The sequence below is a fragment of the Streptomyces sp. NA02950 genome (assembly GCF_013364155.1).
GTDB lineage: Bacteria > Actinomycetota > Actinomycetes > Streptomycetales > Streptomycetaceae > Streptomyces.
The window spans coordinates 5,462,403-5,481,286 of sequence record NZ_CP054916.1 but is presented as its reverse complement, the minus strand read 5'-3'; the positions used below and the strand labels follow the sequence as shown (position 1 = coordinate 5,481,286).

The window sequence follows — 18,884 nt, the reverse complement described above, 5'->3', positions numbered from 1 at the left end:
GACCTCAGCCCTCCTTGCGGGTAGCGGCGGTGGGCTGTGTGACCCGGTCGAGTACCAGGCCGAGACAGACGATGGCCGTACCGGCCACCAGACCCACTCCGAGTTCTCCGCGCGCGAGGCCGAAGACCACGTCGTATCCGAGAGCCCCACCGCCGACCAGACCACCGACGACGACCACGGCGAGGACCAGCACCACGCCCTGGTTGACGGCGACAAGAAGCGCGGGCCGGGCCAGTGGCAGCTGCACCTGACGCAGTTGCTGGGCTCCGCTGGCTCCCATGGAGCGGGCGGCCTCCAGGGCCGCCGGATCGACCTCCTTGATCCCCTGGGTGGTGATACGGACGACGGCGGGCAGCGCGTAGGCCACCGCCGCGGTGATCGCCGCGACACGGCCGACGCCCATCAGCGCCACGACCGGGATGAGATAGACGAACTGCGGCAGTGTTTGCAGCACATCGAGCACCAGCCGCAGCCGGCGTTCCACCCATCCCACACGGGCCGCGAGAACGCCGATCGCGAAGCCCAGCACGAGGGTCAGCGCGAGGCCCACGAGCACCTGCGACAGCGTGTCCAGCGTCTTCGGCCAGACGCCCAGCACGCCGACCGCCGACATGGACAGGACGGCGGTGAGCGCGGTGCCCCAGGTGCCGACCAGCAGTGCGAGAACAGCGACCAGCAGCAGCAACAGCCACCACGGGGCGTTCAGCAGCCCGTCGCGGAGCGGGTTGAGCATCCACTCGGTGATGTGGTCCGCCCAGACCTTGGTGCCGCCCAGGACGGGCACGTCCTGGTAGAGGTTGTCGGTGATCCACTCCTGGACCTTGTTGACGGGCGTGGAGACCTCGTAGACCCAGGCTTCCGGCCACAGCGTCGCCCCGGCCAGCCGGCCGGCCACGGTCGCCACCACCGCGCCGGCCGTCACCAGCGTCCAGGCCCGCCAGCCGTGCAGCAGCCGCCGGGCCCCGGTCGCTTCGGCCGCCGAGGTCGCGCCGAAGCGTTCACCCGCGGCCCCGGTCGTACGGTCCAGCCAGACGGCGATCAGGACGATCGGCAGGCCCGCGGCGAGTGCCTTGCCGACATCCGTCGTCGACAGCGCGGTGAACACCTCCTCGCCCAGACCGCCCGCACCGACGATGGACGCGATGACCACCATCGACAGCGCCATCATGATCGTCTGGTTGAGCCCGAGGAGCATCTGTTTACGGGCCAGCGGCACTCGAGCGGTCCGCAGCCGCTGCCAGAAGCTCGCCCCCAGCGAGGACGACGCCTCCAGGACGGCCGGGTCGGCGCCGCGCAGGCCGAGCGCCGTGAGCCGGGTCATCGGCGGCACGGCGTAGATGATCGTCGAGAACAGCGCGGCCGGTGTGCCGGGGCCGAAGATCAGCGCCATGGGCAGCAGGTAGGAGAAGGCCGGCATCACCTGCATGGTGTCGAGCACGGGCCGCAGCATCCGGTTGAAGCGCTCGGACAGACCGGCGGCGAGCCCGAGCAGCGCGCCGATGACAGCGGAGACGGCGACCGCCACCACCATCAGCGCGAGGGTGATCATGGTGGGGTCCCACATCCCGAGCAGCCCGCAGACCACGAACGCTCCGAGCGTGATGCCCGCGACCTTCAGACCGGCCCGGCCGAGGCCCCCGGCCCGCCAGGCGAAGAGAACGGCGGTGGCGGTGACCCCGATCCAGCCCAGCGCGTCCAGCACGTTGTAGACGGCGTTGATCGCGTCCGTGGCCGTGTTGCTGAAGTGCAGCAGGAAGTACAGGAACAGCGGGTGGGTATCACGATTGTCGATGATCCACTGGTTCAAGGAGTCCAGCGGCTCCTTGACATCGTGGGTGAGCGCGCCGGGCCAGGCGCCGCTGCCCCACAGCCCCGCGGCGATGGGTACCAGTACCGCGGCGAGGACGGTGAGGGGCACGAGCTTGCGCCCGAGAGGGTGGGTCAGCAGTGCCTTGAGCCGTCCGGCTCGCTCGGGCGCGCCGTCCGGCCCTCTCTTCTCCAGGGACGTCTGGTCGGGGGCGGTGGCGGTCACGCTCATGCCGGGACCCCCGTCTCCACCCCCGCGACCACGGCGAGCAGCCGCTGGTGGTCGACGACGCCGATGCACCGGCCGCCCTCGACCACCCGGACCGGGCCACCGCTGCGGGCGGCCACCTCGATCGCCTCGGCCACGGTGACACCGGGGGCCACGGAGTCACCGTCGGTGGCCTCGTCACCGTCCGCGGGACGCATCGCGCGGCGCACGGTCAGCACCTGCTCACGCGGCACATCGCGGACGAAGTCCCGTACGTAGTCGTCGGCCGGGGAGTCGACGATCTCCTCGGGGGTGCCGAGCTGCACGATCCCACCGTCGCGCATCAGCGCGATCCGGTCCCCGAGCCGCAGCGCCTCGCTGAGGTCGTGGGTGATGAAGACCATCGTCCGGCCCTCGTCGCGGTGCAGCCGGATGACCTCTTCCTGCATATCGCGCCGGATGAGCGGGTCCAGCGCGCTGAACGGCTCGTCGAACAGCAGCACCTCCGGGTCGACCGCGAGGGCGCGGGCGAGTCCGACACGCTGCTGCTGCCCGCCGGAGAGCTGGCCGGGGCGGCGCCGTTCCAGACCGGTGAGGCCGACCTTCTCCACCACCTCGGCGGCCTTGGCGCGGCGTTCGGCCTTGCCCATGCCCTGGATCTCCAGGCCGTAGGCGACGTTGTCCAGGACGGAACGGTGCGGCAGCAGCCCGAAGTGCTGGAAGACCATGGCGGCGCGGTGGCGGCGCAGATCGCGCAGCCGGTTCTTGTCCATGCCGAGCACGTCCTCGCCGTCGATGCTCAGCTCACCGGCGGTGGGCTCGATCAGCCGGGTCAGACAGCGCACCAGGGTGGACTTGCCGGAGCCGGACAGCCCCATGACCACGAACACCTCGCCCGGCTGGACGTCGAAGGAGACGTCGCGGACGGCGGCGGTGCACCCGGTGCGGGCGCGCAGTTCCTCCGCCGAGAGCTCGGCCTCGGCGGAGCCGGGTATGCGGTCGGCCTTCGGTCCGAAGACCTTCCACAGGCCACGGACGGAGAACACGGGTGCCGTGCCGTTGTTCTCGGACTTCTCAGGGGATTCAGGGGACTTGGAGACCGTAGTCGCGGACATCAGGCGTCACCTCCGGGAGCGGGTTGCGGGGCTCGGTCCCGGGATCGGCGATGGTCCTGGGTGAGCAGTTCGGCGCACTTCTCGCCCACCATCAGAACGCCGATCATCGGGTTCACCGCGGGCATGGTGGGGAACACGGACGCGTCGGCGATACGCACGCCGTCGAGTCCGCGGATCCTCAGGTCGGGGCCGACCACGGCGAGCTCGTCCGTGGTGGCACCCATCCGGCAGGTGCCCGCCGGGTGGTACACGGTGTGCGCGACCTTACGGGCGTACTCGCTGATCTCCTCGTCCGAGGTGATCTCCGGCCCGGGGCACACTTCGCGCTTCAGCCAGCCCGCCAGCGGCTCGGTCTTGGCTATCTCGCGGGCGAGCCGGATGCCGTCGACCAGGGTGCGGCCGTCGTAGTCCTCCTCGTCCGTGAAGTAGCGGAAGTCCAGGGCGGGCTTGACGGCCGGATCGGCGCTGGTGAGGTAGAGCCGGCCGCGGCTGCGCGGCTTGGGGATGTTGGGGGTCATCGACACCCCGTGCTCGGGCTTTTCGTAGCCCAGCCGCTCGGGGTTGTCGGTGAACGGGATCTGGTAGAAGTGGAACATCAGGTCCGGGCCCCGGGATTCGGGGTCGCGCCGGATGAACAGACCCGCGTCGGAGTCCATCGCGGAGTTGTCCGGGATCGGGCCGTCCGTCTCCCACACGATCACCGACTCGGGGTGGTCGAGCAGGTTCTCGCCGACGCCCGGAAGGTCGTGGACCACGGGGATGCCCAGCGCCTCCAGATCGGCCTTGGGGCCGATACCGGAGTGCATCAGCAGCCGCGGGGTGTCCACCGCGCCGGCGCAGACCAGCACCTCGCGCGACGCCTCGACCAGAAGCTCCTCGCCGTCCTTGGTGCGCACCCGCACCCCGGTGGCGCGGCCGTTGTCGTCGAGCTCCAGCCGGTACGCCCAGGTCTCCAGCATCAGGTGGAGGTTGGGCCGGTCCAGGAAGGGGTGGAGGTAGGCGACCGACGCCGAGGAGCGCTTGTTGTTCTCCGGGTGGTAGGCGAGGTCGAAGAAGCCGACGCCCTCGTGGAACGGCTTCTTGTTGAAGCCCTCCACCCGCGGCACCCCGGCGGCGGCCTGGGCGGCCTCGACGAAGTCACGCGCGATGGCGTTCCGGTCCTTCTCGTCGACCGCCACGATGTTGTTGCGCAGCCGCGCGAAGTACGGGTCCATGGACGCGGCGTCCCAGCCCTCGGCGCCGGCCTCGGCCCACTCGTCCCAGTCGCCCGGCAGCGGCTTGAAGGAGATCAGGGTGTTGTGCGAGGAGCAGCCGCCGAGCACGCGCGCCCGGCTGTGCCGGATGTGGGAGTTGCCGCGCGGCTGCTCGGTGGTGGGGTAGTCGTAGTCGAGGTCGCCGCCGAGCAGACCGAGCCAGCGGCGCAGGGTGAGGACATCGGGCCGGTCGATGTCGGTGGGGCCCCCCTCGATGACGGCGACGCGGACGTCCGGGTCCTCCGTGAGCCGGGACGCGATCACCGAACCGGCGGTGCCGCCGCCGATGACGACGTAGTCATAGCCTTCAGGTACGGACATGGTGGGGGTTACTCCTCGCGGTCTTGCTCAGGGGCCCGCGACAGCGCGGGCCATGGGGCTGACGCCCCTTGGGGGTGGTGTTTCTCGATGTGGAACCGCCGGGCGCCCTCATCGGGCGCGGCCGGGTCCTGGCCCGGGCGGTGGGCCGGGCCCGGCGGTGCCCGGAAGGGGCGCCGGCGGTGGGGTGTCAGCCGCCGAACCAGCGCACCGGGCCGGGCCGCAGGTTCTCGTAGACATGCTTGGACTCCCGGTATTCGGCCAGCCCGGACGGACCGAGCTCACGCCCGACCCCGGACTTGCCGAACCCACCCCATTCGGCCTGCGGGAGGTAGGGGTGGTAGTCGTTGATCCACACAGTGCCGTGCCGCAGCCGTGCGGCGATGCGGCGGGCCCGTGCGGTGTCGGCGGACCAGACGGCGCCGGCGAGTCCGTACTCCGTGTCATTGGCGAGTGTGACGGCCTCGTCCTCGGTCTGGAAAGACTCGACCGTCAAAATAGGCCCAAACGTTTCCTCACGCACCACGCGCATCTCGCGGTGGCACTGGTCGAGGATGGTCGGCAGATAGAAATAGCCGGTGGCGGGACGGACCGCGTTCGCTTCGGGCTGCTTGCCGCCGCAGCGCAGCAGCGCGCCCTCCTCCAGGGCGGAGGCGACATACGCCTCGGTCTTGTCCAGCTGCTGGGCGGAGACCAGGGGGCCGCACTCGACGCCCTCCTCGGTGCCGCGGCCCAGCTTGATCTTCTCCGCGCGACGGGCCAGCTCGGCCACGAAGCGCTCCCGCACCGACTCCTCGATGATCAGCCGGGCACCGGCGGAGCAGACCTGGCCGCTGTGGATGAACGCGGCGTTCAGCGCCTGGTCGACGGCGGTGTCAAAGCCCTCGGCGGTGGAGCAGGCATCGGCGAAGACCACGTTGGGGTTCTTGCCGCCGAGCTCGAGGGCGACCTTCTTCACCGTCGGCGCGGCGGCCTGGGCCACCTTGGTACCGCTGACCAGGCCACCGGTGAAGGACACCAGGTCCACGTCCGGGTGCTCGGACATCCGGGCGCCCACGGGGTCACCGGCGCCGGTCACCAGATTGGCCACACCGGCCGGAAGCCCGGCCTCGGCCAGCAGCTTCACCAGGTGGACGGTGGACATCGGGGTCACTTCGCTCGGCTTGATCACGAAGGTGTTGCCCGCCGCCAGCGCCGGGGCGACCTTCCAGCTGGCCTGGAGCAGCGGATAGTTCCAGGGGGTGATCATCGCGCACACGCCGACCGGCTCATGGACGACCACGCTGTGCACATCGGGGGTACCGGCATCCACCACACGCCCCGCGGACTCGCCCACGACCAGCTCGGCGAAGTAGCGGAAGGCGTTGGTCACGTCGTCGACGTCGACCCGGCCCTCCTCGAGGGTCTTGCCGGTGTCCCGGCTCTCGATGAGCGCGATGGTCTCCCGGTCGCGCTGGAGCAGATCGGCCACGCGTCGCAGCAGCGCGGCCCGCTCGGCCACCGGGGTACCGGGCCAGGGGCCCTTGTCGAAGGCACGCCGCGCGGCGGCGATGGCCGCGTCGATGTCTTCGGCGCCGCCCTCGGCCACCACGGCGAGGGTTTTGGCGTCCGCGGGGTCGAGGACCTCCCGCTGCGCGCCGGATGCGGCCGCCCGCCACACCCCGTCCACATGAATGGTCTCGACTGCCGACACGTCGTTCTGCCTTCCGGTTCTGCGTTCTTTCCCGCTGGCCACGCCAGCAACAAGGACCCCTAACCCGACGGGGCGAACGTATGCGCACTTCATCACGGAAAGTGGCCGGGCTCACGTCACACGGGGTTGCGGTCCGGTCACGACGTCGTGCAGTAGGCCGTGGGACAGAAGGTGTCCAGGGCTGTTTCGTGGACCTCCTGCTCGCTCGCCCGGTCCCCGGAAGGTCCGATGACCAGCACCGCGTACATCGTGCCGCTGGGTGCGGCGAAGCGGCGGTCCATGATCCGGCGGTGGCCGTCGCTCTTGCTGTCGTAGGTGTACTCCAGCTGCGCCGGGTCCATGGCGGCCGTACCGAGCGGGGCCAGCGTGACCTGCTCGTAGCCACGGTGGTGGGAGGCCAGCCGCTCGGCCTCCCGCGCCGACTCGTACGGGGTCGCCTCGGGACCGTGCAGCTCGAAGACCTGGATCGTGGTGCTGTCGTCGGGCGAGGTGTAGTAGACGCTGGGGCCCTCGGCGGTGCGCCGCCAGCCGTCCGGGACGGCGAGGTGAAACCCGGCCGGATCGCTCTGGGTGCTGTAGCCCGCGGGCGGATCACCGCCGGTCAGCGACGGGGACGACGGGGTCCCGAAGGGGGTGGCCGACGGTGACGGCACCCCCGGCAGGTCCGTCGGCGAATCCGTGGGCACCGCGGTGGGCACACCGGTCTCGGGGCCGGGTGTGGGCAGGCCGTCGGGCGACGGCACGTCCGGGGCCGGTGTCGGCGAAGGGCTCTCGTTCACCCCCGGGAGCGGACCGGCCCGGTATCCGGTGTCCCCGTCCCCGCCGAACGCCACCCAGCCGGAGAACGCGACCCCGACCGTCAGGAAGATCGCTACGGCCATCGCCTGGAGGACCCGACGGGTCTCGCCGCCCGGCACCGGCGCGGGTGGTGGCGGTGGCGGCGCCCACTGCGGCGCACCGGCCGGAGGGGTGTCCTCCCACTGCCATGCGGCGTCCTGCCTCTGTCCCTCGCCCTCGCCCTCGGGCCACTGCTGCCGGTCCCCCGGCCCCCCGTACTCCATGAACGCCCCCCCATAGCGGAACCCTTATGCCGATAAGGCGAGTTAGCCGACATACGGAGAACCCAGTATGCGCGACATCGCCCCGTCTGCCACCGTCTCGATGCCGGATACTTCGCCGGATGGCGCGGCGGATCCCACGCCCCGTGGTCCTACCGGCCGGACTACGGGTCCGACCCCGCCGGGCAGTACGCGGTGGGGCAGAAGGCGTCGAGCACGATGCCCTGCCGCTTCCGCTGTTCCGGCCAGTCCGCGGCCGGACCCGCCACCAGCACCGCGTACTGCACTCCGTTCGGCTCGGAGAAGGCGCGGTCGAGAATGCGGCGCGGGCCGTACTTCTCGCTGCGGTAGCCGTATTCGAGCTCCGCGTCCGCCCCGTCGCCGGGGCCGAGCTTCTCCAGCCGGTACCGCTGGTAGCCGGGGTTCTTCCGCAGCCCCGTCTCCGCCTCCCGCAGCGCCTCGTACGGGGTGACCTCCGGCTCGGTCATCACGAAGACCTGGATCAGACTGCCCGCGTCGGCCGACTCGTAGAACACGCCCGTATCGCGCTTGACCCGCTGCCAGCCCACCGGCACATCGAGGGTGAACCCCTCCGGATCCCGGGTCCGTACATATCCCGTCGGTGCTCCGCCGTCCCCATCCGAGGACACCGACGGCGGTGCGGACGACGGCGCCGGCGGCAGCGCGGACGATGAGGATGCCGACGGAGACGGCGTCCCGTCCCCACCGGGCCATCCCGCGCTCGAAGTGGAACTGCTCCGGGCCCGGTCGTCGCCACCGTCCCCTTCCAGCAACTTCCAGGCGCCGACGCCGATACCGCCGACCAGCAGCACCGCGAGCGCCGACAGCAGTACCGCGCCCTGAAACAGCCAGGGCGGTCTGCGGCCCGGAGGCGACGGCTCCGCGCCCTCCCCCACCCAGCGCTGCGTCTCCTCGTCCCAGCGGGGGCCGTGCCCGCCGCCCGGAGTAGTCATCTCAGCCGCCCAGCAGCGCGCCGACCGCCTGCCCCACGGCAACGCCCGACGCCAGCATGCCGATGCTGGTCCCGGCGTCCTGGAGCAGCGCGCGCACCCGGGCCAGCCGCCCCACCCCGGCCCGGCCGGTGCGCAGGATCTCGTCCTGGGTGGTGGCCAGTTCATTGGACAGCGCCTGGACCTCCGGCCCGGGAACCATCCGCTCCAGGTCGGCGGTGAGCTGCCGGACCGCCTCGAGCAGCTCCTCGTACGCCGGGTCGCACGGCGCCTCGCTCCGCGGTGCGTTCACGATGTGGTTGTGGTCGCCGAAGCCGACCGCGCTTCCGCGCACACTGCCGATACGGATGTCCCCGAACTTCCGCCCACCGCCACCGGTGTCCGTGGCACTGTCCGCGGTGCCGCCGGTGCCCGTGGCTCCACCGTCCGCCCCGTGCTCGCCGTCCGTGTCAGCCGTTGTCATGGCTGCCTCCCGCTCCATTGCGTGGGGTGTTGCTGATCGTGTTGTGGTCGCCGAAGCCGAAGGCGCTGTTCTCGGCGGACTCGATGAAGATGCCGCCGCCGCTCACATTGATGACCTTCTGCTCGAACTCACCGGTCTCCCAGCCGGCTTCGGCCAGCGCCTGCCGGACACCATTGGCCACCCGGTCCTCGACGCTCTTCAGATAGCGGCTGACATCCATCTCCTGGAACAGCGAGGCGCCGCCGTCACTGCCCAGTTCACGCACCGACGCCCAGGGGCCGTCGGGGATCGCGGCGTCATAACCGCCCGCGTACATCCGCCAGAGGAAGGCGGCCGACCGGAAGAGCTGGATCAGCGCCCGGCCCGCCGCCGTGGGGGTGCGGGCCAGCGCCCACACCGCCTTGCCCGGCAGCCCGCCCCGGCGGTGGGAGTCGGAGATCCGGTCGACCGCCCGGAAGGCCGGGCGGATCGGACGCAGCACATGCGGCGCGAACTCCAGCATCAGCATGCCGCCTTGGGTGTGGACCCGCACAAAGACCGTGACCACCACCTCTTCCCGCCATGCCCCGACACGGATCCGCAGGAAGTGGCGCCGGATCTCGCCGCCCTCCTCGACGGCCTCGGCCCGCTCCCGGGCGAAGTCCGCCTCGCCGTACGGCACGAAGGACCGGCTGCGCAATCCGGTGGCCTTGAGGAACACACACTCGTCCAGCTCCAGACCGCGCAGCCGGTCACGGACCCGGTCACCCGGGATACCGGGCGGCGGGGCGGGGTCGGGGACGGCGGGGAGCCGGGCGGCTCCAACGGCGGCGCCCCCGGCGGACGGTGTGCGCAACGCCTCCACCAGCGGCCGGATCCGCTCCAGGATCACGCGGTTGTCGAGCGGCACGGCCGTGGCGCCCTCACGCGGGCGCAGCTCCACCGCAAGGGTCCAGGTGGCATGGGCGGCGCCCGCGCCGAGGAAGGGGTGCTGATCGTGGTAGAGGATCACCGGTGCGTGCTGCTCCCGGCGGATCAGGGCACGCACCCGCTGGAAGCGGGCGCCCTCGAACCGCTCGGCCGGATCGGCGCCGGGGTCGGCGAAGGTGACCGGATCCAGCTCGGTGGCCAGCACCCCGGCCACATGCTCCCGGTGCAGCGCGACCGCACCGGCCATCGCTGCGGGAATCAGCAGCGCACACCAGGCGGCGGTGGGATTCGCCCCGGCCAGCAGCTCCGGCGGCAGCGCACCGCTCAGCGCGCTCGGATCCGGGTCGTCCGCGAGGGCCAGCTCAAGGGCACTGGCCACATAGGAGATCAACGTCAGCCAGCCGGCCAGCCGCAGCACCGCGGCCACCCGCCGCCGGTACGACCTGACCCGGTCGGCCCCCGGATAGTCCGCGCGGAAGGGGCCGGACGCACCACCCCTGGCCCAGGCGGCTATCAGCAGCAGCGCGCAGGACAGCAGGAAGGCGTAGAAGAAACCCTGGGCGAGCAGGAAGTCCAGCAGCCATAACCCCGCCAGCAGCGCCGTCCAGCCCGCCTCCAGACGGCGGGCGCGCAGCGCATGGGCGAGCACCCGGGCCGCGTCGATCCCGAGGGACGGCGCCACGGAACGCTCCTCGTGGACATACAGCTCGTCCACGACGGCGTCCCGGAAGTCGTCGTCGATATAGGTGCCCGCGCACAGCAACCGGGTCGCCTCGCTGCTGGTGTGGGGTGAGGACGATACGGGGACGGGGCGCGTGGGCTCCGGCCGCGAGCGCGGCAGACGTACGGCATGATCGGCGCGACTGTCCCTGGCCATGCTCTCCCCCCGAGGCCGGCGTCAACTCCTCCCACCGTAGGGGAGGATGAGCCGCCATCACAGGGAATGGCCGAAGGGTCACACTCCGGAGTGAATACCGGAGTGTGACCCTTCGGATGGCTGTCCGGCAGAAGCCGGGCGGAGATCAGGAGATCAACGGATCAGGCGTCCGGGCCTCAGATGAGGCCCAGACCGCGCACCGCCTCGCGCTCCTCCTCGAGCTCCTTGACCGAAGCGTCGATCCGGGTCCGCGAGAACTCGTTGATGTCCAGGCCCTGGACGATCTCGAACGCGCCGCCCTTCGCGGTGACCGGGAAGGACGAGATGAGGCCCTCCGGCACACCGTACGAGCCGTCGGAGACCACACCGGCGGAGGTCCAGTCACCGGCGTCGGTGCCGTTCACCCAGGTGTGGACGTGGTCGATGGCCGCGTTGGCGGCGGAGGCGGCCGAGGACGCGCCGCGCGCCTCGATGATCGCCGCACCGCGCTTGGCGACGGTCGGGATGAAGGTGTCGGCCAGCCACTGCTCGTCGTTGACGACCTCGGCGGCGTTCTTGCCCGCGACCTCGGCGTGGAAGACGTCCGGGTACTGGGTGGCGGAGTGGTTGCCCCAGATCGTCAGCTTCGTGATCTCCGAGACCGGGACACCGGTCTTCTTCGACAGCTGCGACAGGGCGCGGTTGTGGTCCAGCCGGGTCATCGCGGTGAAGCGCTCCGCCGGTACGTCCGGGGCGGCGGCCTGCGCGATGAGCGCGTTGGTGTTGGCCGGGTTGCCGACCACGAGGACCTTGATGTCGTCCGCGGCGTGGTCGTTGATGGCCTTGCCCTGCGGCTTGAAGATGCCGCCGTTGGCCTCGAGCAGGTCGCCCCGCTCCATGCCCTTGGTGCGCGGGCGGGCACCGACGAGCAGCGCCACGTTGGCACCGTCGAAGGCCACGTTCGGGTCATCGGAGATGTCGATGCCGCGCAGCAGCGGGAAGGCGCAGTCGTCGAGCTCCATGGCGGTGCCCTCGGCTGCCTTCAGTCCCTGTGGGATCTCCAGGAGACGCAGCGCGACCGGCACGTCCGGGCCGAGCAGCTGACCGGAGGCGATACGGAAGAGCAGCGCGTAGCCGATCTGGCCTGCCGCGCCGGTGACGGTGACATTGACGGGAGTGCGGGTCATGGCGGTCTCCTGCGCTGTGTTTTCTGTCAAGATCTCTTGGTGTCGAGATACCTGCGTCAGGCTATCCGACGGCGCCACGGGCCCGGTCTCCCGGGCCACTGTGTCACTGCTCACCGCACACACGCTTGGGCGGCCGCCCGCCAGAAGGGGGAGTGCGGGCGGCCACCCATAGCCGCACCCGTGGGGGGTCGGCCTGCGTCTGCCCGCGTTCCACGGGGCCATTCCCAACGAATCCAAAATCGTCCGGACGGGTTCCGAACGTTTCCTCACCCGTTCGCGCCACGGGCCGTACAGCCGCGTTTCCCACCGGTCAGCGTGGCGCAGGCGGTGGCCTGCGCAGTGGTCTTCACCGGAACCATCGTGGTGTAGGTGTCCCCGTCGGCGTTGACCTCGCCGCTCTGGCTGACCGCCGCGCCGCCGCCCCCGCCCGGGGCGGTGACCCGTATCCGGTCGCCGGGCGCCGCGCGGGTGATCCGGGCCCAGGCCGCACCGCACGTCTCGCTGTAGCGGACCTCGACATAGGCGGTGCCCACGGTGAGGTCGGCGGAGGTCGTCGCCTTCGCACCACCGCAGCCCATGACCTCCGGGTCCTTACCGGTGCAGCCGTCCCCGGCGCACTTCACCCCGCGGGGCAGAGCGGGCGCGGTGGTGGCCGGGGCGGTCTTCGGTCCCGCGGCCGGTTTCCCCTCGTCGCCGTCGCCCGTGCCGATCAGGACCACGGTCCCGGCGACGAGGAGCAGCGATGCCACGGCGCCCGCGGCGAACAGCACGATCCAGCGGCGCCCGCCCCGCCCTTCCGCGGGGGCCGCGGAGGCGTCGGGGACCGCGGGGGGCGCGGGGACCGCGGGGGGCGCGGGGACCGCGGGGGGCGCGGGGACCGCGGGGGGCGCGGGCGTTGCGGGGGCCACGGGGGCCGAGGACGCGGCCCCCGGCTCGGGCGCCGCCGGGGCGACGGCCGGGGCGGGCGGCATCAGCGGCTGCTCCGGTCCGGGCAGGGCGACGCTCCGCCGCGCGCGTTCCGGCTTCGCGGGCTGGTCGGCCGCCGCGACCTCGTCCACCTTGACCGTATTGCCGGTACCACCCATATCACCCGTATCGGCCGTATCGGCCGTATCGCACGTATCGGCCGTATCGCCCGAGGGGTTGGCCGGGGATTTCTCCGAGGACCGGCCGTTCTTCCTCCCCCGCGCGGTCTCCTGCTCCGGTGCGAACTCCTCGATGGCGGCCCGCGCCTGGGCGACGCTGATGGCCTCCATCGTCACGTCGTGCCGGTTCTCGGAGCGGCTCCAGGCCCGCTCCGCCAACTCCCACAGGGTGGTGAGGTGGTGGGTCCCGGCTCCCGTGGCATCGGCCAGCGCCTCCACCGCGCGTTGCGGCGGCAGCAGACGCCCGTTGAGGTAGCGCTCCCATGAGCTCTTGCTGTAGCCGGTGCGGTCGGCGACGGCCACCACACTCATCCCGCTGCGGTCGACGATCCTGCGCAGCTGCCCGGTGAACTCCCGCACCTGCGGGTCGAGTTCTCCCGGCAGCTCCCTCCAGCGAGGCATTGCCTCCCCCTGTTCCCCCCGTGTGGATCCGGTGAATCTCCTGTGCTGGTACCGCGATTGGCACCCCGAGGATCCGAACTCCCTGTCCCGGGGGATGCCGTGGTCCAGGATGTCAGTTCTCCCGCCGGGGGCGCATTGTGGCTTTCGCTATACGCCGTACGCACCCTTGCGCCCCAGTTCATCGTTGCGTAGCCGAGAACTCGTACCGGAATGGTCACTTCCGCGCCACAGGCCGCCGACGTCCATTGATCCAGCACAGCCGACACACAACGCTGACGACCAGGCGGTCCGTCCTGCTTCGGGGGAGAGGGCGGACCGTCGCCGGGTCGAGGAGACCCGGCCCCGGAAACGACGGCGGCCCGTCCTCCCACGGGGGAGAGGACGGGCCGCCGTTCGCTCCGGCCAGCGGACTCCGGACAGGGCCTAGCGGACGGTGAAGTGCACCAGATCCTCCAGGAAGGGAATCGTCACCCAGGGATCCGGCTGGGCCATCAGGGACAGCAGCACGATCGCCGCGCCCAGCAGCCCGTACGTCAGCATGTCGGTGAAGCGGGACCGCACCGCGAGCATCCCGACGTCCGGCAGCGCCCACCGCAGCACCGCACCCGCCAGCAACGAGAGCCCGATCAGCACGGTGCCCGCCCGGAACGCGTCCAGGGCGACGATCAGCAGCCCCAGCCCCACACCGCCCATGACCGCGAGCAGCGGCCACTGGCGCACGGGTGCCGGAGCGCCCCCGGACGCCGCCCGGCCGCCGCCCTCCGGACGCGCGGTGTCCCGGGTGATCAGCGGGAAGCGCCGCGACTTACGGGCGGGCTCCCCGGTCTGCGGCTCCCCCGCCGCCGGTTCGCTCGCCTCAGCCGCCATGACCGGCACCGCCGCCGTCGGCCGCCTCCGCCGCGCGCTCGGCGGCCTCCACCACATTGACCAGCAGCTGCGCGCGGGTCATCGGACCCACTCCGCCGGGGTTCGGCGAGATCCAGGCGGCGACCTCGGCCACCCCGGGGTGCACATCCCCGGCGATCTTGCCGTGCTCGTCCCGGCTGACGCCCACGTCCAGCACCGCGGCGCCCGGCTTGACGTCCTCCGGCTTGACCAGATGCCGTACCCCGGCCGCCGCCACGATGATGTCGGCCTGGCGCAGCACCGAGGGCAGATCGCGGGTGCCGGTGTGGCACAGGGTGACCGTGGCGTTCTCCGAGCGGCGGGTCAGCAGCAGCCCGATCGAGCGGCCGACGGTGATACCGCGGCCGACGACCACCACATGCGCGCCCTTGATCTCCACACCGTGGTGGCGCAGCAGCTGGATGACGCCCTGGGGGGTGCACGGCAGCGGGCCGGACTCGTTCAGCACCAGCCGGCCGAGGTTCATCGGGTGCAGCCCGTCGGCGTCCTTGCCGGGGTCCATCAGCTCCAGCACGCGGTTGGTGTCGATGCCCTTGGGCAGCGGCAGCTGGACGATGTAGCCGGTGCACTCCGGGTCCTCGTTGAGCTCCCGGACCACCGCCTCGATCTCCTCCTGGGTGGCGGTCTCCGGCAGATCGCGCCGGATGGAGGCGATGCCCACCTCGGCGCAATCGCGGTGCTTGCCCGCCACGTACCACTTGCTGCCGGGGTCCTCACCGACCAGCACCGTCCCGAGACCGGGGTGGACGCCCCGGGCCTTCAGCGCCTCCACACGGCTGACGAGGTCGGACTTGATCGCGGCTGCGGTTGCCTTGCCATCGAGAATCTGGGCGGTCATGTCTTTCATCCTCCCGGATGCGGGGACGTCGGATCCAATCAGGTACGGTCGGGGCCGCGCGAAGGCCGCACCCCCGGGCCCGGGGGTGCGGCCTTGTGACGTTCACCGCCTCATGGCGGTCACGCCTATGGCGTTCACGGCGCGGGGACGCTCAGTGGAAGAAGTGGCGCGTACCGGTGAAGTACATGGTCACGCCCGCCTCGCGCGCGGCCTCCACCACCAGCTCGTCACGGACCGAGCCGCCCGGCTGCACCACGGCCCGGACCCCGGCGCGGGCCAGCACCTCGAAGCCGTCCGGGAAGGGGAAGAAGGCGTCCGAGGCGGCGTACGCACCGCTCGCCCGCTCCTCGCCCGCCCGCTCCACGGCCAGCTTCGCCGAGTCGACGCGGTTGACCTGTCCCATGCCGACGCCGACCGTGGCGCCGTCCTTGGCCAGCAGGATCGCGTTGGACTTCACCGCGCGGCAGGCGCGCCAGGCGAAGGACAGCTCGGCGATGCCGTCGGCGTCCAGCGCCTCCCCGGTGGCCAGGGTCCAGTTCGCCGGATCGTCGCCCTCGGCCTGGAACCGGTCCTTGGCCTGGACCAGCGCACCGCCCTCGATCGGACGCTCCTCGACGGTCGCCTCGGGGGCGTCGGCGCAACGCAGCACGCGGATGTTCTTCTTCCGGGCCAGCACCTCGACCGCGCCGTCCTCGTAGTCCGGCGCCACGATGACCTCGGTGAAGATTTCGGCGACCTGCTCGGCCATCGCGACCGACACCGGCCGGTTGACGGCGATGACCCCGCCGAAGGCCGACAGCGGGTCACAGGCGTGCGCCTTGCGGTGCGCCTCGGCGACATCCGCGCCGACCGCGATCCCGCAGGGGTTGGCGTGCTTGATGATCGCGACGCACGGCGCGGCGTGGTCGTGGGCGGCGCGCCGGGCGGCCTCGGTGTCGACGTAGTTGTTGTACGACATCTCCTTGCCGTGCAGCTGCTCCGCGTGCGCCAGGCCCTTGCCGGAGCCGTCGGAGTAGAGCGCGGCGGCCTGGTGCGGGTTCTCGCCGTAGCGCAGCACATTGGCGCGGGTGACGGTGGCGCCCAGGAACTCGGGGAAGCCGGAGTCGTCGGCGGCGGCGTAGCCCTGGGCGAACCAGTTCGCCACCGCCACGTCGTACGCCGCGGTGTGCTGGAACGCCTCGGCCGCCAGCCGCTTGCGCCGCTCGAGGTCGAAGCCGCCGTCGGCGACGGCCTTCAGCACGTCGTCGTAGGCCGCGGGGTTGACGACCACGGCCACGGACGGGTGGTTCTTGGCGGCGGCGCGCACCATGGACGGCCCACCGATGTCGATCTGCTCGACGCACTCGTCGGGCGAGGCGCCCGAGGCGACGGTCTCGCGGAACGGGTAGAGGTTGACGATCACCAGCTCGAACGGCTCGACGCCCAGCTCGGCCAGCTGCTCGCGGTGCGCGTCCAGGCGCTGGTCGGCGAGGATGCCCGCGTGGACCCGCGGATGCAGGGTCTTGACGCGGCCGTCGAGACACTCGGGGAAGCCGGTCAGCTCCTCGACCTTGGTGACCGGGACACCCGCGGCGGCGATCTTCGCGGCCGTCGAGCCGGTGGAGACGAGCTGGACACCCGCCGTGTGCAGCCCGCGGGCCAGCTCCTCGAGCCCCGTCTTGTCGTAGACGCTCACCAGCGCGCGGCGGATGGGCCGCTTCGTACCTTCGGCGGTCACGGGATCCTTACCTTTCGTCCCTCAATGCGGTAGCCGTGACGCGCCAGACGCCCCACGACCTCGACGAGCAGCGAACGCTCGACTTCCTTGATCCGCTCGTGCAGAGCGGACTCGTCGTCCTCGTCCCGGACCTCGACCGTGCCCTGGGCGATGATCGGGCCGGTGTCGACGCCGTCGTCGACGAAGTGGACGGTGCAGCCGGTCACCCGCACACCGTGCGCGAGGGCGTCGCGTACGCCGTGGGCACCGGGAAAGCTGGGCAGCAGCGCGGGGTGGGTGTTGACGCAGCGGCCGCCGAAGCGGGCGAGGAACTCCTCGCCCAGGATCTTCATGAACCCGGCCGAGACGACGAGGTCGGGCTGGTACCCGGCGGTCGCCTCGGCCAGCGCGGCGTCCCACTCGGCGCGGCTGCCGTGGTCCTTGACCCGGCAGACAAAGGTGGGGATCCCGGCACGCTCGGCGCGCTCCAGCCCCTCGATGCCGTCGCGGTCGGCACCGACGGCGACCACCTCGGCGCCGTAGGCGGCCACCCCCTCCGCGGCGATGGCGTCGAGCAGCGCCTGGAGGTTCGTACCGGAACCGGAGACGAGAACGACGAGGCGGGCGGGGCGCCCGGGGCGGGCGGAGGAAGGCGGGGAGGCCACGGCGGGGATCCTTCTCGCGGGCGGTGCTGCCATGTGTGTGGTCGTACAAGGCCGCGGACTCATGAATTCGGGGGAACTCTACGAAGCCGCCGACCGTCAGCAACGATACCGGCACACGAAGCGGCCCCCGGGGGACGGGGGCGGGCACGGGAGGTAGCGTCTGGACTGCGAATCCAACCGACGCCGTGGGAACGACCCTCGCGCCCGCGCCGCCGAGCCGCCCGGCACCAGCCGACCGCGGGCCCGGTGTGCGGGACGACGACACAAGGGGAAGACACACTCCAGATGCCGGACCGACGCCGCCGCGCGGCTCAACGCCTCACTCCGACTCCCGCCTCGACCGGGGGGCGGCGATGAGCCACGCCCGCACGTCGCGTGCGACGCCGCTGATGCATGAGCGGCAGTCGCCGTCCTCCTCGTCCTCGCCCTCCTCCCCCGGCGCGTCCGAGGGCGCTCCCGGGGCCGCCCCGGGCGGTTCCCGGGGAGCCCCGTCCCCCGGCGCGCCGTCCGGTGGCCAGCGCGGCGGAGGGCCGGAGGACAACCCGTTCGCCCCACCGCCGGAGGGCAGGCCGGACCAGCCCTGGCAGCCCCGCCACCACTCGGCCGGCGGCAGCGGCTCCGAGGGCCAGAACGGCCACGATGGCCAGAACGGGCAGGACGGCCACGGTGGCCAGGACGGCCACGGTGGCCAGAACGGCCACGGTGGCCAGAACGGCCAGGACGGCCAGAACGGCCAGGACGGGCAGGACGGCGGCCCGGAGGGACAGCGGCCCCCGGCGTGGGGCAGCCAGTGGAGCAGCCGCCAGCCCGGCCGCCAGAGCGGCGGCGGCTTCGGCAGCCTCCCCGGCGCCAACCGCCCGAACGGCCCCACCGGCCAGAGCGGCCCGCGCTGGGACCCCACCGACCCGGCCCAGCGCCGCGCCCGCTACGCCCTGCTCTCGGGCATGTGGGGATTCTTCTTCGCGCTGTTCAGCCTGCCGCAGATCGCGCTGCTGCTCGGTGCGCTGGCCCTGTACTGGGGCATCAGCGCGCTGCGGGCCAAGCCGCGCCGTCCGGCACCGTCCCCGGCGCCCGCGCAGGCCGCGCTGAACGCGCCGCCCCCGCCGCCGGGCGCCACTCCGGCCCGGCTGCCCGCGCCCGGCTCCACCGGATCCAAGCCGCAGTCCACGGCGGCGATCAGCGGCGTGGTGACGGGTGCGCTCGCGCTCGCCATAGTGGCCGCGACCTTCAGCATCCAGTTCGTCTACAAGGACTACTACACCTGTGTGGACGACGCGCTGACCCAGACCGCCCGGCAGCAGTGCGAGAGCCTGCTGCCCGAGCAACTGAGGCCGCTGCTCAGCACCGAGGACTGACCGCACGACACGGCCCGGCAGGCGCGCTGTGCGCCTGCCG

Annotated in this window: 15 protein-coding genes; 1 reads left to right on the top strand and 14 read right to left on the bottom strand. The window is 72.0% G+C overall.

The window, feature by feature from the left end; translation table 11 throughout:
• Positions 1–4: 4 nt before the first annotated feature.
• From HUT19_RS23995 to purN, 14 genes are all read right to left on the bottom strand, one after another.
• Positions 5–2,038, bottom strand: a complete 2,034-nt coding sequence (locus HUT19_RS23995) for an ABC transporter permease subunit (RefSeq protein ID WP_176182437.1) — start codon at positions 2,036–2,038, stop codon at positions 5–7.
• Positions 2,035–3,129: a glycine betaine/L-proline ABC transporter ATP-binding protein gene (locus HUT19_RS23990; RefSeq protein WP_176182436.1), complete on the bottom strand. Its 1,095-nt coding sequence runs from the start codon at positions 3,127–3,129 to the stop codon at positions 2,035–2,037. The genes HUT19_RS23995 and HUT19_RS23990 overlap by 4 nt, the downstream gene beginning before the upstream one ends.
• Positions 3,129–4,703: a GMC family oxidoreductase gene (locus HUT19_RS23985; protein ID WP_176182435.1), complete on the bottom strand. Its 1,575-nt coding sequence runs from the start codon at positions 4,701–4,703 to the stop codon at positions 3,129–3,131. Before HUT19_RS23985 ends, HUT19_RS23990 begins: the two co-directional genes overlap by 1 nt.
• Before the next feature lie 187 nt (positions 4,704–4,890).
• Positions 4,891–6,393, bottom strand: coding sequence for an aldehyde dehydrogenase family protein (locus HUT19_RS23980; protein ID WP_176182434.1), 1,503 nt, complete (start codon positions 6,391–6,393; stop codon positions 4,891–4,893).
• 137 nt (positions 6,394–6,530) lie between these two features.
• The gene (locus HUT19_RS23975; protein ID WP_254885748.1) at positions 6,531–7,454 is read right to left on the bottom strand and encodes a serine/arginine repetitive matrix protein 2; all 924 of its coding nucleotides are present in this window, start codon (positions 7,452–7,454) and stop codon (positions 6,531–6,533) included.
• Positions 7,455–7,615: 161 nt separating this feature from the next.
• Positions 7,616–8,425, bottom strand: a complete 810-nt coding sequence (locus HUT19_RS23970; RefSeq protein WP_254885747.1) for a hypothetical protein — start codon at positions 8,423–8,425, stop codon at positions 7,616–7,618.
• 1 nt (position 8,426) lies between these two features.
• Positions 8,427–8,885 carry a hypothetical protein gene (locus tag HUT19_RS23965; protein WP_254885746.1) on the bottom strand — a complete coding sequence of 153 codons (459 nt, stop codon included), beginning with the start codon at positions 8,883–8,885 and terminating at the stop codon, positions 8,427–8,429.
• Complete coding sequence (locus HUT19_RS23960) at positions 8,872–10,671, bottom strand: hypothetical protein (RefSeq protein ID WP_176182433.1); 1,800 nt, start codon at positions 10,669–10,671, stop codon at positions 8,872–8,874. Before HUT19_RS23960 ends, HUT19_RS23965 begins: the two co-directional genes overlap by 14 nt.
• Before the next feature lie 176 nt (positions 10,672–10,847).
• Complete coding sequence (locus HUT19_RS23955) at positions 10,848–11,837, bottom strand: malate dehydrogenase (protein WP_176182432.1); 990 nt, start codon at positions 11,835–11,837, stop codon at positions 10,848–10,850.
• 266 nt (positions 11,838–12,103) lie between these two features.
• Positions 12,104–13,384 carry an XRE family transcriptional regulator gene (locus HUT19_RS23950; protein WP_176182431.1) on the bottom strand — a complete coding sequence of 427 codons (1,281 nt, stop codon included), beginning with the start codon at positions 13,382–13,384 and terminating at the stop codon, positions 12,104–12,106.
• Positions 13,385–13,807: 423 nt separating this feature from the next.
• Positions 13,808–14,251 (bottom strand): DUF3017 domain-containing protein, encoded by a 444-nt coding sequence (locus tag HUT19_RS23945; protein ID WP_176182430.1) that lies wholly within the window; start codon positions 14,249–14,251, stop codon positions 13,808–13,810.
• The gene (locus HUT19_RS23940) at positions 14,241–15,128 is read right to left on the bottom strand and encodes a bifunctional methylenetetrahydrofolate dehydrogenase/methenyltetrahydrofolate cyclohydrolase (protein ID WP_176182429.1); all 888 of its coding nucleotides are present in this window, start codon (positions 15,126–15,128) and stop codon (positions 14,241–14,243) included. Before HUT19_RS23940 ends, HUT19_RS23945 begins: the two co-directional genes overlap by 11 nt.
• A 151-nt stretch (positions 15,129–15,279) precedes the next feature.
• Entirely contained in the window at positions 15,280–16,845 is a 1,566-nt protein-coding gene (gene purH / locus HUT19_RS23935) for a bifunctional phosphoribosylaminoimidazolecarboxamide formyltransferase/IMP cyclohydrolase (protein WP_176182428.1), read from the bottom strand.
• Complete coding sequence (gene purN, locus HUT19_RS23930) at positions 16,842–17,489, bottom strand: phosphoribosylglycinamide formyltransferase (protein ID WP_176182427.1); 648 nt, start codon at positions 17,487–17,489, stop codon at positions 16,842–16,844. Before purN ends, purH begins: the two co-directional genes overlap by 4 nt.
• 353 nt (positions 17,490–17,842) lie before the next feature.
• On the opposite strand from purN, the gene HUT19_RS23925 reads away from it, so the two are divergent.
• Entirely contained in the window at positions 17,843–18,844 is a 1,002-nt protein-coding gene (locus tag HUT19_RS23925; protein WP_176182426.1) for a hypothetical protein, read from the top strand.
• The last annotated feature ends 40 nt before the right edge of the window (positions 18,845–18,884 follow it).